22 protein-coding genes and 2 pseudogenes are annotated in these 21,432 nt (G+C 61.8%); 6 read left to right on the top strand and 18 right to left on the bottom strand.

The window, feature by feature from the left end; all coding sequences use genetic code 11:
• The first annotated feature begins 211 nt into the window (after positions 1-211).
• The gene (locus tag ACSQ20_RS00840) at positions 212-1,111 is read left to right on the top strand and encodes a hypothetical protein (protein WP_436016563.1); all 900 of its coding nucleotides are present in this window, start codon (positions 212-214) and stop codon (positions 1,109-1,111) included.
• Between the two features lie 123 nt (positions 1,112-1,234).
• On the opposite strand, the pseudogene ACSQ20_RS00835 reads toward ACSQ20_RS00840, so the two are convergent.
• Positions 1,235-1,554, bottom strand: a pseudogene (locus ACSQ20_RS00835) (CoA transferase); the annotation flags it as partial.
• Positions 1,555-1,869: 315 nt separating this feature from the next.
• Between ACSQ20_RS00835 and ACSQ20_RS00830 the strand changes: the two are divergent.
• On the top strand, positions 1,870-2,850 hold the full coding sequence (locus ACSQ20_RS00830; protein ID WP_436016561.1) for a hypothetical protein: 981 nt from the start codon (positions 1,870-1,872) through the stop codon (positions 2,848-2,850).
• A gap of 168 nt (positions 2,851-3,018) precedes the next feature.
• Here the strand turns inward: ACSQ20_RS00830 and ACSQ20_RS00825 are convergent, their stop codons facing one another.
• Entirely contained in the window at positions 3,019-3,252 is a 234-nt protein-coding gene (locus ACSQ20_RS00825) for a type II toxin-antitoxin system Phd/YefM family antitoxin (protein WP_436022816.1), read from the bottom strand.
• 235 nt (positions 3,253-3,487) lie between these two features.
• Between ACSQ20_RS00825 and ACSQ20_RS00820 the strand changes: the two genes are divergently transcribed.
• Positions 3,488-5,137, top strand: coding sequence for a hypothetical protein (locus ACSQ20_RS00820; RefSeq protein WP_436016559.1), 1,650 nt, complete (start codon positions 3,488-3,490; stop codon positions 5,135-5,137).
• 134 nt (positions 5,138-5,271) lie between these two features.
• On the opposite strand, the gene flgL is transcribed toward ACSQ20_RS00820, so the two are convergent.
• The 12 genes from flgL to ACSQ20_RS00760 form a co-directional block, all read right to left on the bottom strand.
• Positions 5,272-6,507, bottom strand: coding sequence for a flagellar hook-associated protein FlgL (gene flgL, locus ACSQ20_RS00815; protein WP_436016557.1), 1,236 nt, complete (start codon positions 6,505-6,507; stop codon positions 5,272-5,274).
• An 11-nt stretch (positions 6,508-6,518) separates the two neighbouring features.
• Entirely contained in the window at positions 6,519-8,489 is a 1,971-nt protein-coding gene (gene flgK, locus ACSQ20_RS00810) for a flagellar hook-associated protein FlgK (RefSeq protein ID WP_436016555.1), read from the bottom strand.
• A gap of 170 nt (positions 8,490-8,659) precedes the next feature.
• Positions 8,660-9,418: a flagellar brake protein gene (locus tag ACSQ20_RS00805; protein WP_436016553.1), complete on the bottom strand. Its 759-nt coding sequence runs from the start codon at positions 9,416-9,418 to the stop codon at positions 8,660-8,662.
• Positions 9,419-9,674: 256 nt separating this feature from the next.
• Complete coding sequence (flgJ, locus tag ACSQ20_RS00800) at positions 9,675-10,676, bottom strand: flagellar assembly peptidoglycan hydrolase FlgJ (RefSeq protein WP_436016551.1); 1,002 nt, start codon at positions 10,674-10,676, stop codon at positions 9,675-9,677.
• A gap of 35 nt (positions 10,677-10,711) precedes the next feature.
• Positions 10,712-11,815, bottom strand: coding sequence for a flagellar basal body P-ring protein FlgI (locus ACSQ20_RS00795; RefSeq protein WP_436022814.1), 1,104 nt, complete (start codon positions 11,813-11,815; stop codon positions 10,712-10,714).
• Positions 11,816-11,886: 71 nt separating this feature from the next.
• Positions 11,887-12,612, bottom strand: a complete 726-nt coding sequence (flgH, locus tag ACSQ20_RS00790; RefSeq protein WP_436016549.1) for a flagellar basal body L-ring protein FlgH — start codon at positions 12,610-12,612, stop codon at positions 11,887-11,889.
• 50 nt (positions 12,613-12,662) lie between these two features.
• Positions 12,663-13,451 (bottom strand): flagellar basal-body rod protein FlgG, encoded by a 789-nt coding sequence (gene flgG, locus ACSQ20_RS00785; RefSeq protein ID WP_436016547.1) that lies wholly within the window; start codon positions 13,449-13,451, stop codon positions 12,663-12,665.
• Positions 13,452-13,506: 55 nt separating this feature from the next.
• Positions 13,507-14,265 (bottom strand): flagellar basal-body rod protein FlgF, encoded by a 759-nt coding sequence (flgF, locus tag ACSQ20_RS00780; RefSeq protein WP_436016545.1) that lies wholly within the window; start codon positions 14,263-14,265, stop codon positions 13,507-13,509.
• Positions 14,266-14,307: 42 nt separating this feature from the next.
• Positions 14,308-15,546 carry a flagellar hook protein FlgE gene (gene flgE / locus ACSQ20_RS00775; RefSeq protein ID WP_436016543.1) on the bottom strand — a complete coding sequence of 413 codons (1,239 nt, stop codon included), beginning with the start codon at positions 15,544-15,546 and terminating at the stop codon, positions 14,308-14,310.
• Between the two features lie 46 nt (positions 15,547-15,592).
• The gene (locus ACSQ20_RS00770; RefSeq protein WP_436016541.1) at positions 15,593-16,330 is read right to left on the bottom strand and encodes a flagellar hook assembly protein FlgD; all 738 of its coding nucleotides are present in this window, start codon (positions 16,328-16,330) and stop codon (positions 15,593-15,595) included.
• An 11-nt stretch (positions 16,331-16,341) separates the two neighbouring features.
• Entirely contained in the window at positions 16,342-16,764 is a 423-nt protein-coding gene (gene flgC, locus ACSQ20_RS00765) for a flagellar basal body rod protein FlgC (protein ID WP_436016539.1), read from the bottom strand.
• A 72-nt stretch (positions 16,765-16,836) separates the two neighbouring features.
• Positions 16,837-17,349, bottom strand: coding sequence for a flagellar basal body protein (locus ACSQ20_RS00760; protein ID WP_436016537.1), 513 nt, complete (start codon positions 17,347-17,349; stop codon positions 16,837-16,839).
• 268 nt (positions 17,350-17,617) lie between these two features.
• On the opposite strand from ACSQ20_RS00760, the gene flgA reads away from it, so the two are divergent.
• The 3 genes from flgA to ACSQ20_RS00745 all read left to right on the top strand — a co-directional run bounded on the left by flgA (position 17,618) and on the right by ACSQ20_RS00745 (position 19,792).
• Positions 17,618-18,799, top strand: coding sequence for a flagellar basal body P-ring formation chaperone FlgA (gene flgA, locus ACSQ20_RS00755; RefSeq protein WP_436016535.1), 1,182 nt, complete (start codon positions 17,618-17,620; stop codon positions 18,797-18,799).
• 119 nt (positions 18,800-18,918) lie between these two features.
• Entirely contained in the window at positions 18,919-19,275 is a 357-nt protein-coding gene (gene flgM / locus ACSQ20_RS00750; RefSeq protein ID WP_436016533.1) for a flagellar biosynthesis anti-sigma factor FlgM, read from the top strand.
• A 76-nt stretch (positions 19,276-19,351) separates the two neighbouring features.
• Positions 19,352-19,792 carry a flagella synthesis protein FlgN gene (locus ACSQ20_RS00745; RefSeq protein ID WP_436016531.1) on the top strand — a complete coding sequence of 147 codons (441 nt, stop codon included), beginning with the start codon at positions 19,352-19,354 and terminating at the stop codon, positions 19,790-19,792.
• 160 nt (positions 19,793-19,952) lie between these two features.
• On the opposite strand, the gene ACSQ20_RS00740 is transcribed toward ACSQ20_RS00745, so the two are convergent.
• The 4 genes and pseudogenes from ACSQ20_RS00740 to ACSQ20_RS00725 all read right to left on the bottom strand — a co-directional run bounded on the left by ACSQ20_RS00740 (position 19,953) and on the right by ACSQ20_RS00725 (position 21,385).
• Complete coding sequence (locus ACSQ20_RS00740) at positions 19,953-20,162, bottom strand: type II toxin-antitoxin system Phd/YefM family antitoxin (protein ID WP_436022812.1); 210 nt, start codon at positions 20,160-20,162, stop codon at positions 19,953-19,955.
• 33 nt (positions 20,163-20,195) lie between these two features.
• A pseudogene (locus ACSQ20_RS00735) lies at positions 20,196-20,744 on the bottom strand (cysteine hydrolase family protein); the annotation flags it as partial.
• Between the two features lie 3 nt (positions 20,745-20,747).
• A complete protein-coding gene (locus ACSQ20_RS00730) occupies positions 20,748-21,140 on the bottom strand; it encodes a VOC family protein (RefSeq protein WP_436016529.1) in 393 nt (130 codons plus the stop codon).
• 41 nt (positions 21,141-21,181) lie between these two features.
• Positions 21,182-21,385 (bottom strand): helix-turn-helix domain-containing protein, encoded by a 204-nt coding sequence (locus ACSQ20_RS00725; RefSeq protein WP_436016527.1) that lies wholly within the window; start codon positions 21,383-21,385, stop codon positions 21,182-21,184.
• Positions 21,386-21,432 lie beyond the last annotated feature (47 nt).

Here is a 21,432-nt window from a genome sequence, read left to right as displayed (position 1 = left end):
AGCCCAACGCGTCTTCTGCCTATCATGCGAGTTCTCTCAACACTTCCTCAATAAATTCATGCGTGCCCTCTTCTTTTCGCATGATGCCGGCGGTGGCAACGTGTTACGAGTCGTCGCCGAGCGCATCAAACGGCGTGGACACACGTGCTTGGGTATAGGCTTCGGGCCGTCGCGCGATATCTGGGCAAGTTCCTGTCGAGAGCATGTCTGCTTGTCGAAGCACACGCTCGCCCAAAAACTCCACCGCCAAATAAAGCGATTTCGCCCAAACATCATTGTCACGGGTACAAGCGTGCGGACCGACGTTGAACAGTTAGCTTGGACAGCCGCACGAGCAGCCGGTGTTCCATCGCTGGCGCTAGTGGATGGTTGGGTCAAGATCCCCGATCGCTTTTTACAGAAAAAACGTAGATCGACCAGACCTACTCGCTATGGCGTGGTCGATTCCGGGATCAAGCGAGTTCTTGTCAGAACATGCAAGGCCGCACCCTCGGATGTCGATATCGTCGGGCATCCGCATTTGGAAAAAATCTCCGCCGATGTCGGCCTCGCCAGGCTGCAACGAAAACGTGCTGCATCGCTGAAGGTCGCATTCTTCTCGACGCCGGCTGAGGACATCGAAGCAGACCACGGCATCGAGGCGATACAGGCCCTACTACCGCATCTGGCCGCGCATGCCCCGCTTGAATTGTTGATCAAGCCACACCCTCGGGAAGCGCTCGATCCGTGGCGGCAATGGCTAGCGCTATTCCGCGTCCAGCAAGATGGCAATTGCATTAACGCTGCCCTGGTCGCCGATAAGCCAACATTCGATATCCTCGTTACCGCTGATGCGGTCATTGGCTTGCCCACATCGGTTCTTGTCGAGGCCGCGTTTGCAGGCATTCCTGTCATGGTGGTCAGCCCGGAATGGTGGCCAAGCCGCAATGTCGTAATCGATCGCTATTTATCCGAGCGCATCGCAAGCAACGCGCAAAGCATTCCGCTCAAGCTGTCCGAGTTGTTCAAATGCATTCGCGCCGATGCGCCAATACACCGAGACGGCAGTGTAAAAAACGCCACGGATCGCGCCGTCAAGGCAATTCAACGTCTGTCAGTCAGACATCGATGAGTGCGGACTCGCGCACGAGCGACAGCGGGCGCGAGTTCGATGCTCCTGGCGAGCCCGGCGCGAAAGCCATCTAGCTTCGGCTCAGAGAAGTTCATGTCGCAGCAAAGACTCTACGAGCATTACGAGCCCGTATTTCGCGAGCTGTCCGACCTTGTAGTTTTCGAGAACCACGCCGCTTTGCGCGGCGAGCTCGCGGACAATTCGTTGCTCGTCGGGCGAGGCGATGTCGACGGTGACCGTGCGCTTGTTGCAATTCGCGCACAGATAGTAAGCGGCCTCGCGCGTGTCCGCGCCGTCGGTGTCTTCGAGTAGGGCGGGCCTCAGTGCCGGATGTCGGCACCTGCGCCGGGCTGCTCGATCTTGATGACATCGGCACCGAAATCCGCGAGCGTTTGCGTCCACCAAGGACCGGCGAGCACGAGGGTATGACTGAGCGCTCCCATGTCGCTCGATGGCTCCTCGAATCAGTCGCCGGCTCGAATAGCCAGCATCGCGAGCATGTTAAGCGCTTTTCGCTGCGTCATGGCGCGCAGGGCCGTGCGGCCTGCCACTAGCTGTCATATCCGCTAGTGCGGCCGTGTCGAGGCGGGTAGAGCCCGGAGCACGAGCAGGTGACCGGTCAAGCGAAGTCTGCGCGATTTCGCGCGTCGGCCGTCCCGATTCAGTGCGCGCCACCCGGACCCACTTCGCATGCAGCCGCGAAGCCCCCCATGATTTGCCCTAAATTTTGAGCCATTCTCGTTACGTCAAACAGGAGCATGTTGATCATGAGTGGTATTCAAGGAGCTACCTCGGGCGCCGGAGGAGTTGATCCGAGGCGCATCGGCGATTTGGCTGACGCTCAGTCAGACGAAACCGGCTCGCTTTCAGACCCATCCCTGCCGCCGGTTCAGCCGGATATAGACTCGCTTCGCACCGGGATGGCGCCCGGCCAGCGTACGGGAGCATCTTTCAAGAGCCCGGTGGATACTACGGACGCGGGGCAAGCAGCCACGACGACAGGTCGACAGAGTCAAGAGCGCCCGATAAGGGAGGAATTGAACAACCTCGTGAGTAGCCTGAAGGACCTGGGCTTTTCGAGCGACCAAATCGACCAAATTGTCGGCAGCCGCGGTAAGACCGAGGATACTCTCGGTATTTTTAGGCGGTTGCAGCAGTTCTGCAATGCCTTACGGATTGACCGCCACCGTACCGATCAACAGGTGCCCGAACAGCTCGGCCTGCTGCCTGCGCAACTCGTCACCCTCGTAAAAGCAGGCGGTGCCGATGCGCTCGATGCGCTAACGAACGCATACTCCGACCAGACGGAGCTGCCCAATGCCGGCGAACTGTGCGGGCTTCTACAAGTGCTCGGGACGATATTCGGCCATTCGTACAAACAACTGGCGAACATCAGTCTCGACAACGCTGATGCGCTGTCCGCGCTGCGTGACGTTCACGAAGAATTAGAGCTTCTAGAGATCTTAGGGACGACAGACATCGGCCACGACAACTCTGAGGCGCTGCAAGAGCAGCGTGATATCGAAGAAAACGAACTCGGGGACCCCCGCATCAATGAGATGCGAAAGCGTACCAATAAGTTGGGCGCACTGGCACACCGCGGTGGCGTCGCCGCACTGAGAACTTTAACGAGCGTAGCTTTGACGGGCCCTTCGCCCTCGCTCCTTCACTTTGACGATTCGCTTGTGCAGGCCCTCCGCGCGACTGGATTGAAGCCGCGTGAAATCGAGCGCCTTTAGCGCCTCGTTGCGGCCGCAAATCCCTCTCGGGCGCGCCGGGTGAGGCAACCATGCTCGACGCTCCGATCAGCACTGCTGATGACCTCGACGCAAGCATTCTGCTTTTCCAGCCGAGATTGCAGACACAACGATTCGCCCACCAAACCAGCGCGTGCGTATCCAGGACGATCACCGTGCAGCTTCCCACTCGATGTCAACGGGCTCTGTTGGGTCGTCGTAACGAACAACGGAGCCGCGCAAAACGTCAAAAGGATTCCGCTCGTTGTTGCGGTACCGCCGGACTTCCAACGTCGGTTTGCCGTGGTCGGTCACGACGACGCTTTCGCCGGATGCCTCAACCTGGCGAAAAAGTTCAAGCGCCTTCGCCTTGAATTCGGACTTCGATACTTGATTGCTTTCCATCTTTACTCCTATGGCCACATGACCATCGTCATTACCCTGGCAAAAGGTGACCATTCATACAAGTCATTTTTAAACTTCCGAGATAGGCCATCGGCGCTTCTGTAGATTGATCGCCTTGCAGGTAGCAACGAGCGCGCAACCAGTGTTTCGGTATCCGGAACCGCGCTTCGCCTTTGGAAAGGCATGCGCCCCGCCCATGCTATGGAATACCGCTTCCATCACGGATGCCAGAAAAATGGACGCACCTCGCATCGGCGCGGGCGGCACAGCTCCCGAGCCCGACCCGACACAATCCCCTAAGACCCCGCCCGCCGATCCCGCCACGCCTCGCACCCAAGACGCTACAGGCGTGCTGGGCGGCCTCAGTCAGCTCGGCTCCAAGGCCGAATCCGGGGAGCCTGGCCGCGCCAGGACGTCGGTCTCATTCGGCAGTAGCGCTCCATCTGCGCAACCCAATGTTTCCCAGAAACAGGTTGACGATCTGATTGATTCCGCCCGCCAGATCGGGGATCTACCGGAAGCCGAGCAGCTGCGGGCGTTCGAACGCGTCTACATTCAGGCTCTGAAGCTGCCCGACCACCAACGCGCCGGGCCGCTGGCCGAACTCGTCGACCAATTTAGCAGGCTGCCGGAAGCCGACATCCAGCACTTGCAGCCGCTATTCCGAATGCTCTTCGATGAGATCCTCAGCCTGCCCGAAAGCCAGCGCGACGGACTGCCGGCCAAGCTGATCCGTAAGATCTGGTCGTTGCCGTTTCCCGGCAAGCCGCGGGAGTTCCAACGCGTCTTCGAGCGGATCATCGACCTACCCGATCACCAGCGCGGCGAGCCGCTGGCTGCGCTCGCGAACCAGATTTACTACTCGCTGGAGGACGTCGACCAACCGGCGATGTACGAGCGCATCTTCGACGAGACCCTCCGCCTGCCCGCCAAACAGCGCAGCGAGCCGCTGGCCGCGGTTGCCTATATGGTCCCGCGCCAAGCCGAAGCCAAGAAGCTGCCGGCGTTCAAGCGCGTCTTCAATGAGATCCTCCGGCTGCCCGATAACCAGCGCAGCCTGCCACTGGCCGCGCTCGCGCGCCAGATCACATGGTTGCCCAAAGCCCAACGGCTACCGGCATTCGAGGACATCTTCGCTCAGCACTTTCGCGTGCCCGACATTCAACGCGGCGAGCTCCTGGCCGAACTCGCCGGCGCGCTCGGGCAACTGCCGGCAGCGGCCATGTCACCGGTTTTCGGGCGCGTCGTCGATCAGACCATCCACCTACCCGACGACCAGCTCGGCAAGCCGCTGGCCGAGCTCGCCCGCCAAGTCAAGTATCTGCCGCCAGTCGTCCAGCTGCCGGCACACGCGCGCCTCATCGATCAGGTCGTCCGCGTGCCCGAGGACCAGCGCAGCGAGCCGCTGGTCGAGCTCGCTTGCGTGGTCGGGTGGCTACCGATAGCTCACCGGCAGCGGGGGTTCGAGCGCATCCTGGATGAGATCCTCCACGGCCCGCCTGACGGCCGGCCGCTGGCCGCGCTGACCAGCCAGATCGGATTGCTGCCGGAAGCCCAGCGGCGGCCGGCGTTCGAGCGCGTCATTGACTCGATCCTCAACCTGAGCGACGACGAGTTGTCGGCGTTCGAAGACTATTACGAAAAGATCCGCTTCGGTCTACCGTCCGAGCGCATCGATCTGTTGGCCGCGCTCGTCAAACGAGTCGCGAAACTGCCGGAAGCCGCCCTGCAGCCGGCGTTCGAGAGGTGCGTCGATTCGGTCGCCCGCTTGCCCACCGATCAACAAGGGCAGTGGCTGCCCGCGCTCCACAAACTCGTCACGGAGTTGCCCGCCGCTCATCAGCAGAAAGCAAGAGCCATGCTGGCGCGCTTCGACACAGCATAGCGATCGCTATGCTGTGTCAGCGATTAGATGATGAAGATGACGGATTCGGTTTCGTATAGGTACGAGCCGAATCTCGCGCCGCGAGTAAGACACCTTCAAGGCGTCAAGTAAGGGGCGCCTAGGGAAGGCCCCGCTCAGTTGATGTACTGAAACAGCGACATCCCCTGAATCTTCACGAAGCTCTGCTGCGCGGCCTGCAACGTATTTTGCGTGAGCTGATACTGGCTAATCGCCGTCACCATATCCACGCTCGTCACATTCGCCAAATCGCTCGACGCTTGCAACGCGTTGTTCTTGGTCGTCGTCTGCAACGCCTGTAATTCCTGCTCGCGCCCACCCACTGACGCCTGTACCACCGTCACGGCCGTCAGCGAATTCTGAAAACGCGTGAGGCCCGTTGCCAGATCGTTCGAAAGCGTCGCTTTAGCCGCATTATTGCCATCAGCCGGCGTTTGCAGTGCGGCGATGATCGAATCGATCGTCGAAAACACGCTGCTGTTGGCCGGGGTCGTTGACGGCGTCACCGAAAACGTGTCGCCAGGGTTAGGCGCGCCTGAAACCGTCACCGTCATGCCCGCGCCAAGCGCAATCGGCGCATTGCCCGCATACGCCGCGGCAGGTGTCGTGGTCGGCGGCACCGCCGTATTGTCCGTCACCGTATAAGTAGGCGCCGCTGCGGTTCCACCGAACGTAATCGTGTAATGGTCGCTATTGGTCGCAACGGTCGGGTCCGTCACCGTCGCCCGTCCGATCGTGCCCGTTCCCGTATTGCTCGACGAGCCCGCCGACACGGGTGCGGTGCCAATCGCCGGCACCGACAAAAACACGTTCGCCCCGCTATCGTTCGTCGCCACCTGACGCGAGTCGGCCACCTGCATTTCGCGAATGCCGTTGTCGCCAACATAATTCACGCCGCCCGACGGATTGTTCGTAAACGGCTGCGTCGAAGCCTGAAAACCCGAAAACAAATAATTCCCGCTGCTGTCGCTCGTATTGGCAAGCGTCAGCAGTTGGTCGCGGTAACCTTGCATCGTCTTCGCAATCGAAACACGATCCGAATCCTGCATGGTGCCGTCGCCGGCCCGCACGATCAGCGAGTTGATGCCCTGCATCACGCTCGTCACGCCGCTTAACGTGGTGTCCTCAAACTGCAACGACGAGAGCGCCGCGCTCTGATTGCTCGTGTACTGCGAAATCGTGGCCGAGGTCATCGTCAACTGCACGGCCTGCGCCGCGTTGAGCGGGTTGTCGGCCGGGGTCTGCAGCAACTGCCCCGTCGAAATCTGCTGATACAGCTGATTGAGCTGGCTTTGCTGGTTGTCCATCGTCTGGACACCCTGGCTGTAAAACTGCGACGTGGAAATACGCATCGTATGAACCTTTATCCGAAGATGCCCATCAGGGTCTGGAACATCGACTCAGCGGTCTGGATTACCTTGCTGTTCGCCTGGTAAAGCTGTTGGAACTGCATCAAGTTCGCCGCTTCCTCGTCGAGATTGACGCCTGACACCGACTGCTGCGAAGCCGAGATCTGCGAGACGAGCGCCGTTTGCGCGGTGTTCGCCGATTTGAGCTGGCTCGCCGCATTGCCGACGTTGTTCACGTAATTCGCGTACGCGCCGGTGAGCGTCGCGGTGCCGTTGCCAAGCGTCGTCTGCGAGATCAGCTTCGACATCGTCAACGCGTTGCGGCCATCGGCGGTGCCAGTGTTCTTCGCAATCGTGAAGGTGTCGCCATTCGCCGGCGCGCCGCTGATCGAGAAGCTGACCGCATTAGGGCCGGCGGTGGAAGGCGTCGTGTTGATCGTGAAAGCGTCGCCCGTCGAATACGGAATCGTCGTCGTGGCGGTAATCGTCGTCGGCGCACCGCCGTTGACCGACACCGTCGAGCCGACTGGCCAACCCGACAATGTGCCCGTCGTGGCGTCGTAAGTCAGCGTCGTCGGTGTGTTCGGCATGTTGTAGCCGGCCGTCACCGTGCCTTGCGTGATCGCACCGGAGCCCGTATTCGATGCCGATGCCGAGGCGAGCACGGGCGAAGCAGCTGCGATTTGCGATGCGTTCGTCGTGGTCAACGCGAAGGTATTGAGCGCGCCGCGTGTCGGCTGGATCGTGAACGAATCGCCGGCATTCATGGTGCCCGCCGCGCTCAGTACGAGACCGCCGATCGTCGCGCTCGGCGCGAGCGATGCGGCCGTGCCGATGGTCGTGCCCGTGGCGCTGTCGGTCAACGTGTATGTCGTGCCGTTGTACGCCAGCGTGTAGTCGCTCGTCGTCGGCTGCCCCGCGTTGACAAACGATGCCGTGAGCGTTGCCGTGCCCGTGTTGTTCAGGTTCGAGTAGACGGCCGGTGCGCCGACGGAGAACAGGTTGCCGCCGGCATTGCCGGACAAGTCGAGCCCGAGCGCGTTTTGTCCGTTCACCTGCGCGGCAAAGCTCGTCGCAATGGCACCGAGCTGCGCTTCGGCCGGGTCGAGCGTCTGGCTGCGAAACGCGAGCAGCCCGCCCACCACACCGCCCGACAAAATCGAGCCCGCCAGATACTGCGTCGTAGGCGAGGCGCCGCCCGGGCTGCCCTTGTAGGTCACCGCGAGTTCGCTCGGGTCACCCGAGGACACCGCCGTGCCAAGCTCGAAGTTCTGGTTGGCGACAACAAGCGGCTGCCCGTTGCTCAAGAAAATGCTGTAGCCGCTCGCGTTTTGCACGACCGAGACGCCGGTTTGCTTCGCGAGATCGGCAACGGCCTGGTCGCGCTGGTCGAGCAACTGATTCGGCGGCTGACCTTGCGAGCTCGCGCTGGCGATCTGGCTGTTCAGATCGGCGATTTGCTTCGAATAGCTGTTGATCTGATTGACCGCCGTCGTCAATTGCTGATTGATCGACTGACGCAACTGATCGTATTGCGAGCCGGCCGCGCTGATTTGAGTCGCAAGCGTTTGCGCGGCGCTCATCGCGCCTTGGCGCGAGGCAAGGCTGCTCGGGTTGTTCGCGACGCCTTGCAGCCCCGTGAAATAGCTGGTGATCGCGGTCGAAATGCCGGCCGTCGGGTTGCCGATCAGGTTGTTCAGCTGCGACGCCATGTTGTAGTTGGTCGTCAGCGCGCTGCTCGCCGATTGCGCGTTGTTGAGCTGCGTCGACAGATACTGGCTGTAGTTGCGCTGAACCGTGACGGTGGCAATACCGCCGCCCGCATAGCCCGAACCGGTGAACTGTCCGTTCGCTTCGGCGTAGACGGGGTTTTCGACGGTGTAGCCCGGCGTCGACGCGTTGCTGATGTTGTTGCTGGTCGTCGTCAGGCCCCACTGCGAGGCGGCGAGCCCCGAGAGACCGATGCTGAAAATGTTGGTGGACATGCGTCTTCCTGAAGGGCGCACAGCAACCATGCTGCCGCCGCGTTGAGGGAACACATGTATATCGGCCGCGCGCGGAAAACTTGAAGGGCAATCGCGCCTCGATTCACCTCGATTTGCATCGAAAATGCGGCACGCCGCCGCCCGCTCGCTCGCGAGCCGCCTAAGCGGGCTTACGCCTTCACGAGCGAGCGCCGCTTCATCTCGAGTTGCGTGATCAGGCGCTGCAGCGTGTTTTCGGCGCTGCCCGGCAGGCAGACAAAGCGCATGCCGAGCTGAAAGCGTCGACCGCCTTTCGGCAGTTCAGTGGCGCGCAGCGAGACGAGTTCGAGATCGAGCGAAAGCGTACCGTAGCCGGTCAGGTTGACTTCGACGTCTTGCAGTGTCGCGCCCATCGGCAGTTCGACCACACGTTCGTCGGTCGTGCGCAGGCCGATGCCGCCCAGCGAGATATCGTGGATCTCAAAGCGAAAAGTATCGCCGTCGGGCAACAAGCCGCGGCAGAAATAAGGGTCGAGAATCGGTGCATCGACGCGGAAATACTCGCGACGCTGCATGTAAAACAGGATTTCGGGGAACGGCGCTTCGAATGCGGCAAGGCCCTCGAAGCGGGTTTCAGTCGGCGTTACTGTGGAGAATTCAACGCGCACGCCTTCGGGTGACGCGCGAAAGGTGCAGCTGGGCGAAGCCAGCATGCCCCGGTTCTGCTCGGCCAGGGCGCCCCAGTCGAAGACGAATGTGCGCTCGCGTACATCGACGTCGAGAATGCGCGTGACCAGCTGCCCGTTCTTGTATTGGACGGTCAGGAAGTCGCCGCGATTGGCGAGGTTACGCAATTGCACACCGATTTCGAGCGCGTTGCGCCGGCCGAAATCATAAGCGGCTTGTGCTGCAGCGTCCTCCGTCGAAGTGCTCGACTGATTGGTTTCCATGGCTTGCCATATGCGTGAAACGCGCGGCGCGATGAAGGCGCCGACACACGTACTTTCGGATCCGTTACAACGAATCCAAACAGGGACTGTCTGATTAGCGGCATCAAACGTGCAAAGTTTAGAGGCATTTCGGAAATATTTTTTTTAACTGCACACCTCAAGCGGCTTCGGCCAGCCGCCATCTGGCAGCCGGCCGGCACCGTCTTCTGCTAACACGCCCCGCGCTTGAATGCGCTCCCCGTGAGCTTTCGCTGCGTCACACCATTTGCTGCATGATGGAAATCAATTTCTTCGCGTAGTGCGGGTCGGTCGCGTAGCCTGCGCGCTGCATGCCGTGGGCAAAACTTGCGGCATCGCGCGAGTGGTTGAGCACCGACGCGTAACGCGGGTTGTTGCGCAACGTATTCGCGTAGTCGGTCATGGCATCCGCGTACGAATCGTAGGCGCGGAATTTTTCGACGACCTTTTGGGGCTTGCCGTTCACGTATTCGGTGGTGACGGTGGACACGGTCTTGCCGGTCCAATCCTTGGTCGCCTTGATGCCGAACACGTTGTGGCTCGTCGTGCCATTCGCATTCTTGATTTCGCTCTTGCCCCAGCCCGATTCGAGCGCGGCCTGGCCGACGATGAAACGCGCCGGGATGCCGGTGGCCGCGCTGGCTGCCTGCGCCGGGCCGGCCATCTTCTCGACGAAGGCGTTGACCTTCGACGAATTGCCGTTGCCGTGCAGCGGCGGCGTCAGCGCGCTGGCCGCCGAGTAGCCCGAACCCTTCGCCAACGCGCCGTTGGCCGATGCATTCGAATAGGCCCGCGCGAGCGCGTTCACCATCGCGGTGTTGCCCTCGCTGCCGATGCCGCCCGCGTTGCCGCTCAACGCGCCGAGCGCATGCGACGTACCGGCCGCTCCCGCTGCCCCGCTGGTGTTGGCCCCCGTCAAACCTGCCGCGCGTGCAAGCTGCTTGGTCAGCGCATCGGCCACGCCGACACCCTTGGCCGACATTTGCTGGGCAAGCTGCTCGTCGAGCATCGACGTGAATTGCGCGCCATCGCGCGAGTCGAGCGGGCCTTCTTGCGGCGTCGCCTCGCGCATGCTCTTGAGCATCATCTGCAAGAACACGGCATCGAACTGCTTGGCGACCGTCTTGAGGCCTTGCTGCGGCGAGGCCGCAGCCTGCGCACGCAGGCTGTCGAAGCCTTGCACGTCGAGCGCGAAGCGCTGCGAGAGATCGCCGGCCGTGTTCTGTACATTCGATTGCATCTTGCCTCCTGGGGACGAGTCGCCGCGGACCCGCCCTAAATAATTTCGAGGTCGGCGCGCAGCGCGCCTGCCGCCTTCATCGCTTGCAGGATCGACATCAGGTCCGCCGGCGTGGCGCCAAGCGTATTGAGCGCCTTGACGACCTCCGCCAGATTCGCACCGGCCGTGACGAGCTTCAACGCGCCGTTGTCCTGCTTGAGTTGGATCTGCGACTGCGGCACCGCCACGGTCGAACCGTTCGAGAACGCATTCGGCTGGCTGACCGCCGTCGTCGTGTTGACGATGACCGACAAGTTGCCATGCGCGACCGCGCAGCTTTGCAGCGTCACCATCTGGTTCATCACGATCGAGCCGGTGCGCGCGTTCAGAATGACCTTCGCCGCGGCCTGCGCCGGACGCACTTCGATGTTCTGCAACTGCGCCATGAACGCGACTTGGGAAGCCGGATCGGTCGGTGCGCGCAATTGAATCGTACGGCCGTCGAGCGGCGTTGCCGTGCCGCTGCCGAACGCGTTGTTGACCGCGGCCACGATGCGCTGCGTTGTGTCATAGTCCATCTCGTTCAGCTCCATTTGCATGGTGCCCGCTTGCGAAACCTGCGTCGGCACCGAGCGCTCGATGATCGCGCCGCCGGTGATACGCCCGGCCGCGAGCTGATTGACCTGCACCTTGCTGCCGTTGGCACTGGCGCCCGCGCCGCCGATCGCGACGTTGCCTTGTGCCAACCCGTAGACCTGGCCGTCCGCGCCCTTGAGCGGCGTAAGCAGCAACGTACCGCCGCGCAGGCTCTTGGCGTTGCCGAGCGACGAAACCGTCACGTCGATCGCCTCGCCGGGGCGGGCAAACGGCGGCAGCGTGGCCGTCACCATCACGGCCGCCACGTTCTTGAGCTGCATGTTCGACGACGACGATCCGCCCGAGCCCGTGCTGTTGAGCGAAATGCCGAGGTTCGCCAGCATGTTCGTCAGCGTTTGCGTCGTGAACGGTGTTTGCATCGTCTGGTCGCCCGTGCCGTCGAGCCCGACCACCAGGCCATAGCCGATCAGCGGGTTATCGCGCACACCTTGAATCTGCACCAAGTCCTTCAGACGTTCGGCATGCGCGGGGGCCGCGCAGAGCATCAGCATGCCAAGCCCCATAACTAAAACGGCGAACGCGGCGAACGAACGGACGCTGGCGACAACGCGCTGAGTGAATACGGTATGCATGATTACCACGGCGCGATGTTCAGGAAAAAGCGTTGTAACCAGCCCATGGTCTCGGCCTCGTTGATGTACCCCTTCGACGAGTACGAGATGCGGGCGTCCGCCACGCGGGTGGAGAGCACACTGTTGTCGCCCGCCACGGTATTCGGATTGACGACGCCCGAGAAGCGCACGAACTCGTTGCCCTGATTGATCAGCATCTGCTTTTCGCCGCTCACGACGAGGTTGCCGTTCGGCAGCACGTTCGTGACCGTCACGGTGATCGTGCCGTTGAACGTGTTCGATGCGTTCGCGCCGCCCGTGCCGGCAAACCCGTTCTTGCCCGATGCGTCGAGGTTCACCTTATTGAAAAGGCCGCTCAGAAAGCCCGCGGTCGGCACCGACAGGTTAGTCGAGCCGCTGCGGTTCGCGTTGGCGCCCGACGACTTCGTGGCGTTGACGTTTTCAGCGATGACGATCGTCAGGATGTCGCCGATATTGCGGGGCCGCTGATCTTCGAAAAGAGGCCGGCCCGCAAAGCCGGCGTTGTAGATCGAGCCCGTCGGCTGCGGCTGCGGCGGCACAGGCGGCATGGCCGTCATCGGCTGTTGCGTGATCGGTTGACGCTGCTCGACATACGCGCAACCGGTGAACGTGCCCGCCAGCACGCCGGCGAGCGCGCCCGCATGAATCAGCGAAAGCGCCGCACGCAGCGTGCGTATGCGAGAGGGATTGGGGCTCGTGCGCAACATCTTCGTCTACCGCCTGTTCTTCAACTAAAACTTCAATCGTCAAGTCGGGCTTAGACCGACATGTTGCTCAAGGTCTGCAGCATCTGGTCCGAAGTCTGGACCGCCTTGCTGTTGATCTCGTATGCGCGCTGCGTCTGAATCATGTTCACGAGTTCCTGCACGACGTTCACGTTCGACGCTTCGATGTAACCCTGGTTGAGCGTGCCAGCGCCGTTCAAGCCCGGTGTCGATACGTTCGCCGCACCCGACGAAGCCGTTTCCATCAACAGGTTCTGGCCTTTCGACTCGAGACCGGCCGGGTTGATGAACGTGGCCAGTTGCAATGTGCCGATCGTCTGGTTCGTCGTCGAGCCCGCCACGGTGATGCTGACAGCGCCGTCGGTACCGACCGTAAACGACGTGGCGTTTTGCGGAATCGTGATCGACGGGACGATCTGATAGCCGCTCGACGTCACGAGTTGCCCTTGCGCGTTCGTCTGCAACGAGCCGTCACGCGTGTAGGCCGTCGTGCCATCGGGCATCTGCACCTGGAAAAAGCCAGCGCCGTTGATGGCGAGATCCTTCGAGTTGCCGGTTTGCTGCAAGCTGCCTTGCGTGTAAAGGCGCTCGGTTGCGACCTGCTCCACGCCTGTGCCGATCTGGCTGCCCGACGGCAACTCGGTTTGCTGTGTCGAGTTCGCGCCGGGCTGACGCAACGTTTGGTAAATCAGATCCTGGAATACGGCGCGCGAGCCCTTGAAACCCGTCGTACTGACGTTCGACAGGTTGTTCGAGATCACGTCCATCTGGGCCTGCTGGGCATTCATGCCCGTGGCGGCGATATAGAGCGAGCGGTTCACGGTAAGACTTCTCCTGAGAATATCGGTCCGGTTACGTCGAAATCGAACGAACCGGTCAGCTGAACTGCAGCAGCTGATTGGCCGTCTGCTCGTTCTGGTCGGCGGTCTGAAGCAGCTTGGTCTGCATCTGGAACTGCCGTGCATTGGTAATCATCGAAACCATCGCCGCAACGGGGTTCACGTTGCTGCCCTCGAGCGCGCCCGAGGCCACGACGACGGTCGGGTCCGGGTCGACCGGTTGGCCGTCGGCCGCACGAAAGAGGCCGTCGTCGCCGCGCTGCATCGATGCCGCAGCCGGGTTCACGAGTTTGAGTTGGTCGATGACGGCCTTGGCCGTCGGGGGGTCGCCCGGCATCAGCGCGGAAATCGTGCCGTCCTTGCCGATCGACACCTCCGCGCCCGGCGGCAGCGCAATCGGCCCGCCGCTCCCGATCACTTGTAAATTGCTCGCCGTCACGAGCTGCCCGTTCTGATCGACGTGCAGATTGCCGGCGCGCGTATACGCCTCTTCGCCACCAGCCGTTTGGACGGCGAGCCAGCCCGGGCCTTGCACGGCGACGTCGAGCGGGTTGCCCGTCTGCGAAATCGGGCCCGGCTGAAAATCGGCGCCGGGCGTCGACGACAGCACAAACGTGCGCGTCGTGTCGGGGTTGATCGTCGTGCCGTCGCCGAAATTCATCGGCGCTGACCGGTACGTCGCAAGCTGCGCGCGAAAGCCGGTCGTCGACACGTTCGCCAGATTGTTCGCGACAACAGACTGCTGTTCGAGCGTCTGGCTCGCACCTGTCATCGCGGTATAAATCAGTCGGTCCATGATTCGCTAAGTCCGATGGGATGGGCGGCGGCTAAGCGTCGCTTACAGGTTGATGACCGCTTGGTCGACCGCCTGCTGCGTTTTGATCGTCTGCGCGTTCGCCTGATAGTTACGCTGCGCGGTGATCAGATCGACGAGCTGATTCGTCAAATCGACGTTCGACGATTCGAGCGCGCCGCCTTGCAGCGTGCCGTGGTTCGTCGAGCCCGGCGCCGAGATTTGCGGCACGCCCGAACCCGACGTTTCGGCGAACTGGTTGCCGCCGAGGTTCTGCAGACCGTTCGGATTCGAGAAGTTCGCGAGCACGATCTGGCCGAGTGCCTGCGACTTGCCGTTCGAGTAGTTGCCGGTGATCGTGCCGTCCGCCGCGATCGAGAAGTTCGACAACTGACCGCTCGCGTAGCCGTCTTGCGCGAGGTTGTTCACGCCGTCCTTGCTGCCGTACTGCGTCGTGCCGGTCAAATCGAGCGTGAGCGGTTGCGGCGTCGTGCTGCCGTCGGTGTTCACGATGTTGAACGTCAGCTTGCCCGTGGTCGCGGTGGCCGCACCTGCGGCGTCCGTCGTACCCGAGATCGAACCCGACGAGCTGAACGAGACGCCGCCGATCTTGCTGATGGTGCCCGACGACGGACCGGAGTAGACGTCCCACGCGTTCGAGGCTGTCTTGACGAAGTACATGTTGACTTGCTGTGCGCCGCCGAGCGAGTCGAAGGTGTTGATCGACGTCGAGTAGTTGTAGGTCGACGAATCGGTCGCCGAGAACGGCGTAACCGACGGCACCGCATCTTGCGAATTCAGATTCAGCTGCGCCGTGATGCTCGTCGTCGACAGCGGTGCGATATTGGTCGTCGGCACTTGAATCGGCACCGTCGAGGCCGTGTTGATGATTCCGGTCGAACCGGCCGCATAGCCCATCAACTTGAGACCTTGCGCGTCGGTGATGTAGCCGTTCTTGTCGAGCTGGAACACGCCGTCGCGCGAGTAAGTGAGCGAGCCGTTGTTCGACATCTGGTAAAAGCCCGTGCCGTTGATGGCGACATTGAGCGCCTGGCCCGTCGTGCTGATCGTGCCTTGTGAAAAGTCCTGCTGGACGCCCGCAAGCCGCGTGCCGATACCGATCTGGTTGGTCACGGTCGTGGCGATCGTATTGGCGTAGACGTCGGCGAACTGCGCCGTGCTTTCCTTGAAGCCCGTGGTGTTCGCGTTTGCGATGTTGTTGCCGATCACGTCGAGGTCGTTCGACGACGCGGACAAGCCGCTCAAGCCTTGTTGGTAGCCCATTTATCTGGTCTCCTGCGCAAGTGTTCTGAAAGTGTTCAAAGGTGAATTAAAGGATCGCCGCGACGCTCGTCGTGTCGACCGTCGTGCCGTTGCGCAGGAGCAGCCCCTGCTTGCCCGAGCTTTGCTGAACCACGCTGACAACCTGCTGGCCCGATAGCGTCGTGACGCCCGAGCTGACACCGCCCGTGCCTGTGATGCCTTGCGCCGAAATCGTGTAAGTGCCGTCCGGCAGCGCATTGCCGGCCGAATCGGTCGGCTTCCAAGCGACTGGCACGGTGCCGGCCGTTTGCGCGCCGAGATCGACGGAGCTCACGACGTTGCCCGAGGAATCCTTGATCGTGACCTTGAGATCCGATACGGCCTCGGACAGCGAGAAGCCGAAGCCGGACGAGCTGCCGCTCGACACCGTCGCCGTGTTGCCCGGCACGAGCACGTTCTGCCCGATCAGCAGCGAGCTCTGCGCGTTCTGGCCCGCCGACAGCTGCGAGGCGAGCGAGGTCAGCGTCGTATTCAACTGGCTGATGCCCGTCACCGTGTTGATCTGGGCCAGCTGCGATGTCATTTGCGAGCTGTCCATCGGGTTGGTCGGGTCCTGGTTCTTCAGCTGCGTGACAAGCAGCCGCAAGAAGGTGTTCTGCAGATCGTTCGTCGAGGTGCCCATCGACGAGCTCGCGCTGCTCGATGCGCCCGACGAGGACGATGAAGAAGACGCCCCATTCATCGTGTTGAGCAGCGATTGCGATACGGTGCCGCCGGAGGCGATGGTCGTACTGGATGAAGTCACGAAGTTTCTCCTCAGGTGCCGATCGTGAGTGTTTTCAGCATCAAATTCTTGGCCGTGTTCAATGTCTCGACGTTGGCCTGATAGGAGCGCGACGCCGAAATCATGTTGACCATCTCCTGCACCGGGTCGACGTTCGGGCGCGTCACATAGCCGTTTTCGTCGGCCGACGGGTTGCTCGGGTCGTAGGTCGTTTTCATCGGCGTGGGGTCGTCGATGACGTTGCTCACCTGCACGCCGCCCACTTGTTGCCCGGAGCTCGTGTGCGGGCCGCCCACCGGCTTGACCGCGAACACGACTTGCTTGCCGCGATACGGCTTGCCGTCCGGTCCCGTCGTGCTGTCGGCGTTCGCGAGATTCGACGCCGTGACGTTGAGCCGTTCGGACTGAGCCGATAGGGCCGAACCCGCGACGGTGAAGATGTTCATCAATGACATGGCGGCATGGCCTCCTCGTTGTTAGCCCCGTAGCTATTCATTTGTGCGCGCTGTGGCGAATCGGATGCGGCATCAGCCGCCCGACGTGATCGCCGCGAGCATCGTCTTGATCTGCTGGGTCAGCACGGTCAAGCCCGATTCGTAATGCAGAGAGTTATCCGCGAACTGCACGCGCTCGGTGTCGAGATCGACGGTGTTGCCGTCGAGCGCGGGTTGCGTCGGATTGCGATATTTGAGCTGGCCGTAGTCCTGCGTCGTGCCGCCCGTTGCCGCGAGCCGCGCGTTGCCGGCCATATGGCCCGCCTCGGTGGCATTCATCGACATGCCGCTCGTCACGCCGACCGGCTGCGCCATCGCAAGCGGCGCGGCATTCGACGTGCCGGCGAGCGTCGCGGATGCGGCCGTGCCTGGCGCGCCCGTTTTTTTCAGCGCGCCCGCGAGCGATGAAGCGAAATCGACATCGCGCGCCCGATAGCCAGGGGTATCGGCGTTCGCGATATTCGACGACAGCAGCTCCTGCCGATGAGCGCGCACATCGAGCGCTTCACGACCAAAAGCGAATTCGGCATCGAGTTTGTCCAGCATCGAGCGTTTCTCCGTTGCCACGCGGGTGGGCCAAGCGGTTGAGTCAAGCGGTTGGCGGGCTTCGCCGCAGCACCCTGTCCGGGCACGCCGCAAAGACTTTTTTGCATGGAGTGGATCTTAGGGGCGGCACGCAAGCGGCAATCGGACGAATAACCGGGGAAGCAGGCCTCTATTCAACGTTTGCGCAACGGAGCGGACTTCTAGAATGCGTTGACGTAACGGGACCGACATGCGGCTTTTCGCGTGGCACCCGAGGGAGAAACAACCGATGTCGCTTTTCGCCACTACCGAACGCTCACGCACCGCCCGGCCGCGCACCGCGGGGCGCAGCGTCGCCGCTTTGCGTGCATGGCGCACGGCCGCCGCCGTTTTGGCGCTCGGCGCCGCCGCGCTGATTCCGACCGCGGCGCAGGCGCAAGCTCAGGTGCAGCCAAGCGCTGGCGGCCAGATCTTCATTCCGGGTCCCGGCGAGCATGCGGCAGCCGGAGCAGACCGCATGATCACGATTCCGGGCGCAGGCGAGCGGGCGAGCCAGCCGGCCACTCAGAGCGGCGTCATCGTCATTCCGGGCCCGGGCGAGCGGGCGGCGCCCGTTGCCGCTGCGTTCGCGAAGCCGGCCGGCCCGGCTTCGGCGCAAGTGATGCCCGTCGTCGTCACGTCTGCGCCGCGCGCACCGAAGGTGGCACAGCCGATTCCGGTGGATCGCCCGGCCAGTGCGGGTGGACCAGCGACCGTGCCGACGACGCTTCAGTCGACCAAGCCTGCCGTTGTCAGCGCTGCCGCGGTCGCCGCATCGCCTGCACCGATCGAAGCCGCCGCACCGGCCGGCCAGCAAGACGGTGAATCGATTCGCCGCGCCGCCCTTGCGTTTTTGCAGCAACAGTCAGCCGGTTTGCCCGGCAAGATCACGATCACAGTGGCACCCGCGTTTCCGCGCGGGCTTGCCGCCTGCACGACGCTCGAACCGTTCATGCCGCCTGGCGCACGCCTGTGGGGCCGCACGACGGTTGGGGTGCGCTGCTCGGGGGCGCGCCCGTGGACGCTTTATCTGCAAGCCCGCGTCTCGCTGGAGTCGGCCTACTATCTGGCCGCGCGGCAGATCGAGCCGGGCGCCGTGCTCAGCGCCGCCGACCTGACGACGCGCGAAGGCGACTTGGCGAACCTGCCGCGCACGATCATCACGGATCCGTCGCAAGCGGTGGGCGCCGTCGCACTGGCGCGGATCGGCGCCGGGTTGCCGCTGCGCCAGGATATGTTGCGCAGCGCGACGTCGGTGACGATCGGACAAACGGTGCGTGTCGTGGCCGTCGGACATGGATTTTCGATTTCGGCGGAAGGCGCGGTCATGAATAACGCCGCGCCGGGCGAGCAAGTGCGCGTCAAGACCGCTGCCGGGCAGATCATTTCCGGCATCGTGAAGGACAACACGACCGTGGAAATCCAGATGTAACGGGGAATCGACGAAGAAAATTGAATATTGGGGGCGGGAAGGGGTCGAACCGATTGCGCTAAAGTTTGATTTGGGTGTGCCGATATCACATTCAAATCGAGCAACTTTGGAAGCCAATCGTGAAAGTCGTCTCATCAACCAGTTCCAACCTGTCGTCGCCTAAGGGCGGCGTGCAGGGCGCGCGCTCGGGCGATACGTCCCCGGTGGCCAACCGCAGCACGTCGGGCACGTTAGCGTCCAGCACTGGCGGGGCGGAAGGCTCGGCCGGCGACGCGAACGTCAACTTGTCGGCGTTGTCGTCGCAGTTGCGCGCGTTGGCCGCGTCTGGTGCGGCCGATATCGACGTTGCGCAGGTCGAATCGATCAAGCAGGCCATCAAGGATGGCACGCTTTCGATTGACACCGGCAAGATCGCCGACGGCATCCTCGAAACGGCGCGCAATTTGTTGCACAAACCTCAATCGTCAGGCGACTGAGGCCGTTCTAGCACGGCGTGGTTGCAGGGCGATTCATTTAATGCGCGCTCAGGCGCGAATTTTGGCGAATCATCCGATGAAAGACGCCCTGCTTGGCACCGTGACGGAAGAATACGCAACGCTCGAAGCGTTTGCGTCTTTGCTGGTCTACGAAGAAAAAGCGTTGGCGGCCGCGTCGCCGCTCGACACGCTGCCGACCATTCTCGAAAAGAAAACCGAATTGACCGACAAGCTCGCGTCGCTCGAGAAAGCGCGTGATGCGCAGTTGTCGGCTATCGGGCTGCCGAGTGGCGCCAAGGGCCTCGAGCTCGCGAGCGCCGACGACACCCGGCTCGCGCAGCAATGGCAGCGCGTTCAAGAAGTGGTCGATCGCGCGCGGCGCGCGAATCTCACGAACGGCCTGATGATCCGCGTGCGGATGAATTACAACGAGAAGGCGCTGGCTATCTTGCGGGGCGCAACGGGGAATAATTCCGTTGGCGTGTATGGGCCGGATGGGCGGGTGGCGGCGGTTTAAGCGATCGGGCGAGCAAACGTGAGTCGAACGACAAAAGGCACCGTTTTCTGTGCCTTTGAACGGATCACGCGAGATTTCCTCGATGAAACACTATCCTGTGTCGTGCTTTTACCAGTACAGGTAGTCGTCCCATCCATTCGTGCTCCACGCAACCTTGCAGTTATTTATGGCTGCGGCTTTTTTCGCTTTCTTCTGCTGCGACATTTTTCGGCAGGTCTTCTACTAACGTCTTTCCAGCCCTAAATTCAGCAATGGATTGGCGCAGTCGATCAGCATTTGTAGGCGTCCCCAGAAGATGCAGCGTTTCCTGCATGCTGTTGTAATCGTCCAATGAAATCACGACCACATGTTCGCCGCGCTGCCGCGTAATAACGGTCGGCTCGTGATCCTTGCATACTGCATCCAGAATCTGTTCAGCCGACTCTATCGACGCATAGTCCTGCGCCAAGTTGGTAAGCGACAGCATGTGGACGTCTTCCGCGCACCACAACTTCCCCGTTAGATCACGGCAATCGAACGTAAAAGTGGCGTCCGATGCGACCGTCGTCGCAAAACCGAGATTGCCTGCCGTTCTCGCCGTGGATTCCACTGAGTTATTCGTCGCCACCCCAACGATCACGATCTGTGCGATATCCCGCACGCGTAACCATCGTTCCAGACCGGCTGCCGCGAATGCGTCGGGCACGTTCTTCTCGACCACGTGCTCATCTGCGAGCGGTGTGAAGCGCGCCTGAAATTCGGCACCCGGCTGACCGGGCCGGAAGACGGATTCTGGCGAGCGCGAGATATGCCTCACATGCACGACAGGGCGCTGCGTTTCGCGCCATGCGGCCAACAACGCGCCGATGTTGTCTTCGGCTTTGGGATTGTTGCGCCGGCCGAGGTTCTCCGATTGCATGCCTTGTTGCATGTCGATGATGAGAAGCGCGGTATTGTTGTCGATCGGCTGCATCGGCTAACCTCGATCTTCTTCAGCGAAATTCAACTCGACGCCGTTGCCAGCCGGGTCAACGAAGAACAACTGTCGCTGTCCGGTAAGCGGCACATTCGAGCTTCGATAGCGGATGGCGCGCGACTCGAGATGCGCTTCGAAAGAAGCGCGATCGGTACAGGCGAACGCCACATGGTCGAACGTGCCCGCCGCGTTTGCTTCGCGCACTTCGCCCGGGCGCGCCTCGCTCAAGTGCAGCACCGCTTGTTCGTCAATGTAAAGCCAATAGCCGAAATGCGCGAACGGCGGGCGCTCGCCGAGTTGCAGCCCGACGACGTCGATATAAAAATCGCGCAGCGCGTCGAGCATGCGACGATCGCCGCGCAGGTTGTAGTGGCTAAAGGCGATTACGGGCATAGATTTTCTCTGCTAGCAGTTGAGACGTTGAGCATATGCGGCTAGATCAGCCCCAATTCGCGCGCGTTGGTGGCCATGCGCTCAAGTGCCGCGGCCTGTTTCTCGCGCATCTTGTTCGCGTACGTTACCAAATCCTCAAACGCAATCCGCCGATGCGTACCGATCATACGATGTGGCAGTCTGCCTTCTTCAATCTCGTTGATAACGAACGGCCGCGATACGTTAAGAAAATGGGCCGCTTCCACCTCCGTCATCGACGGAGGCGTTCCCTCTCGGACTCGATCCACGGTAC

It is taken from the genome of Trinickia sp. LjRoot230 (assembly GCF_964253315.1).
Taxonomy (GTDB): domain Bacteria; phylum Pseudomonadota; class Gammaproteobacteria; order Burkholderiales; family Burkholderiaceae; genus Trinickia.
The sequence above is the reverse complement of the archived record's forward strand: the minus strand, read 5'-3'. Positions and strand labels throughout refer to the sequence as shown.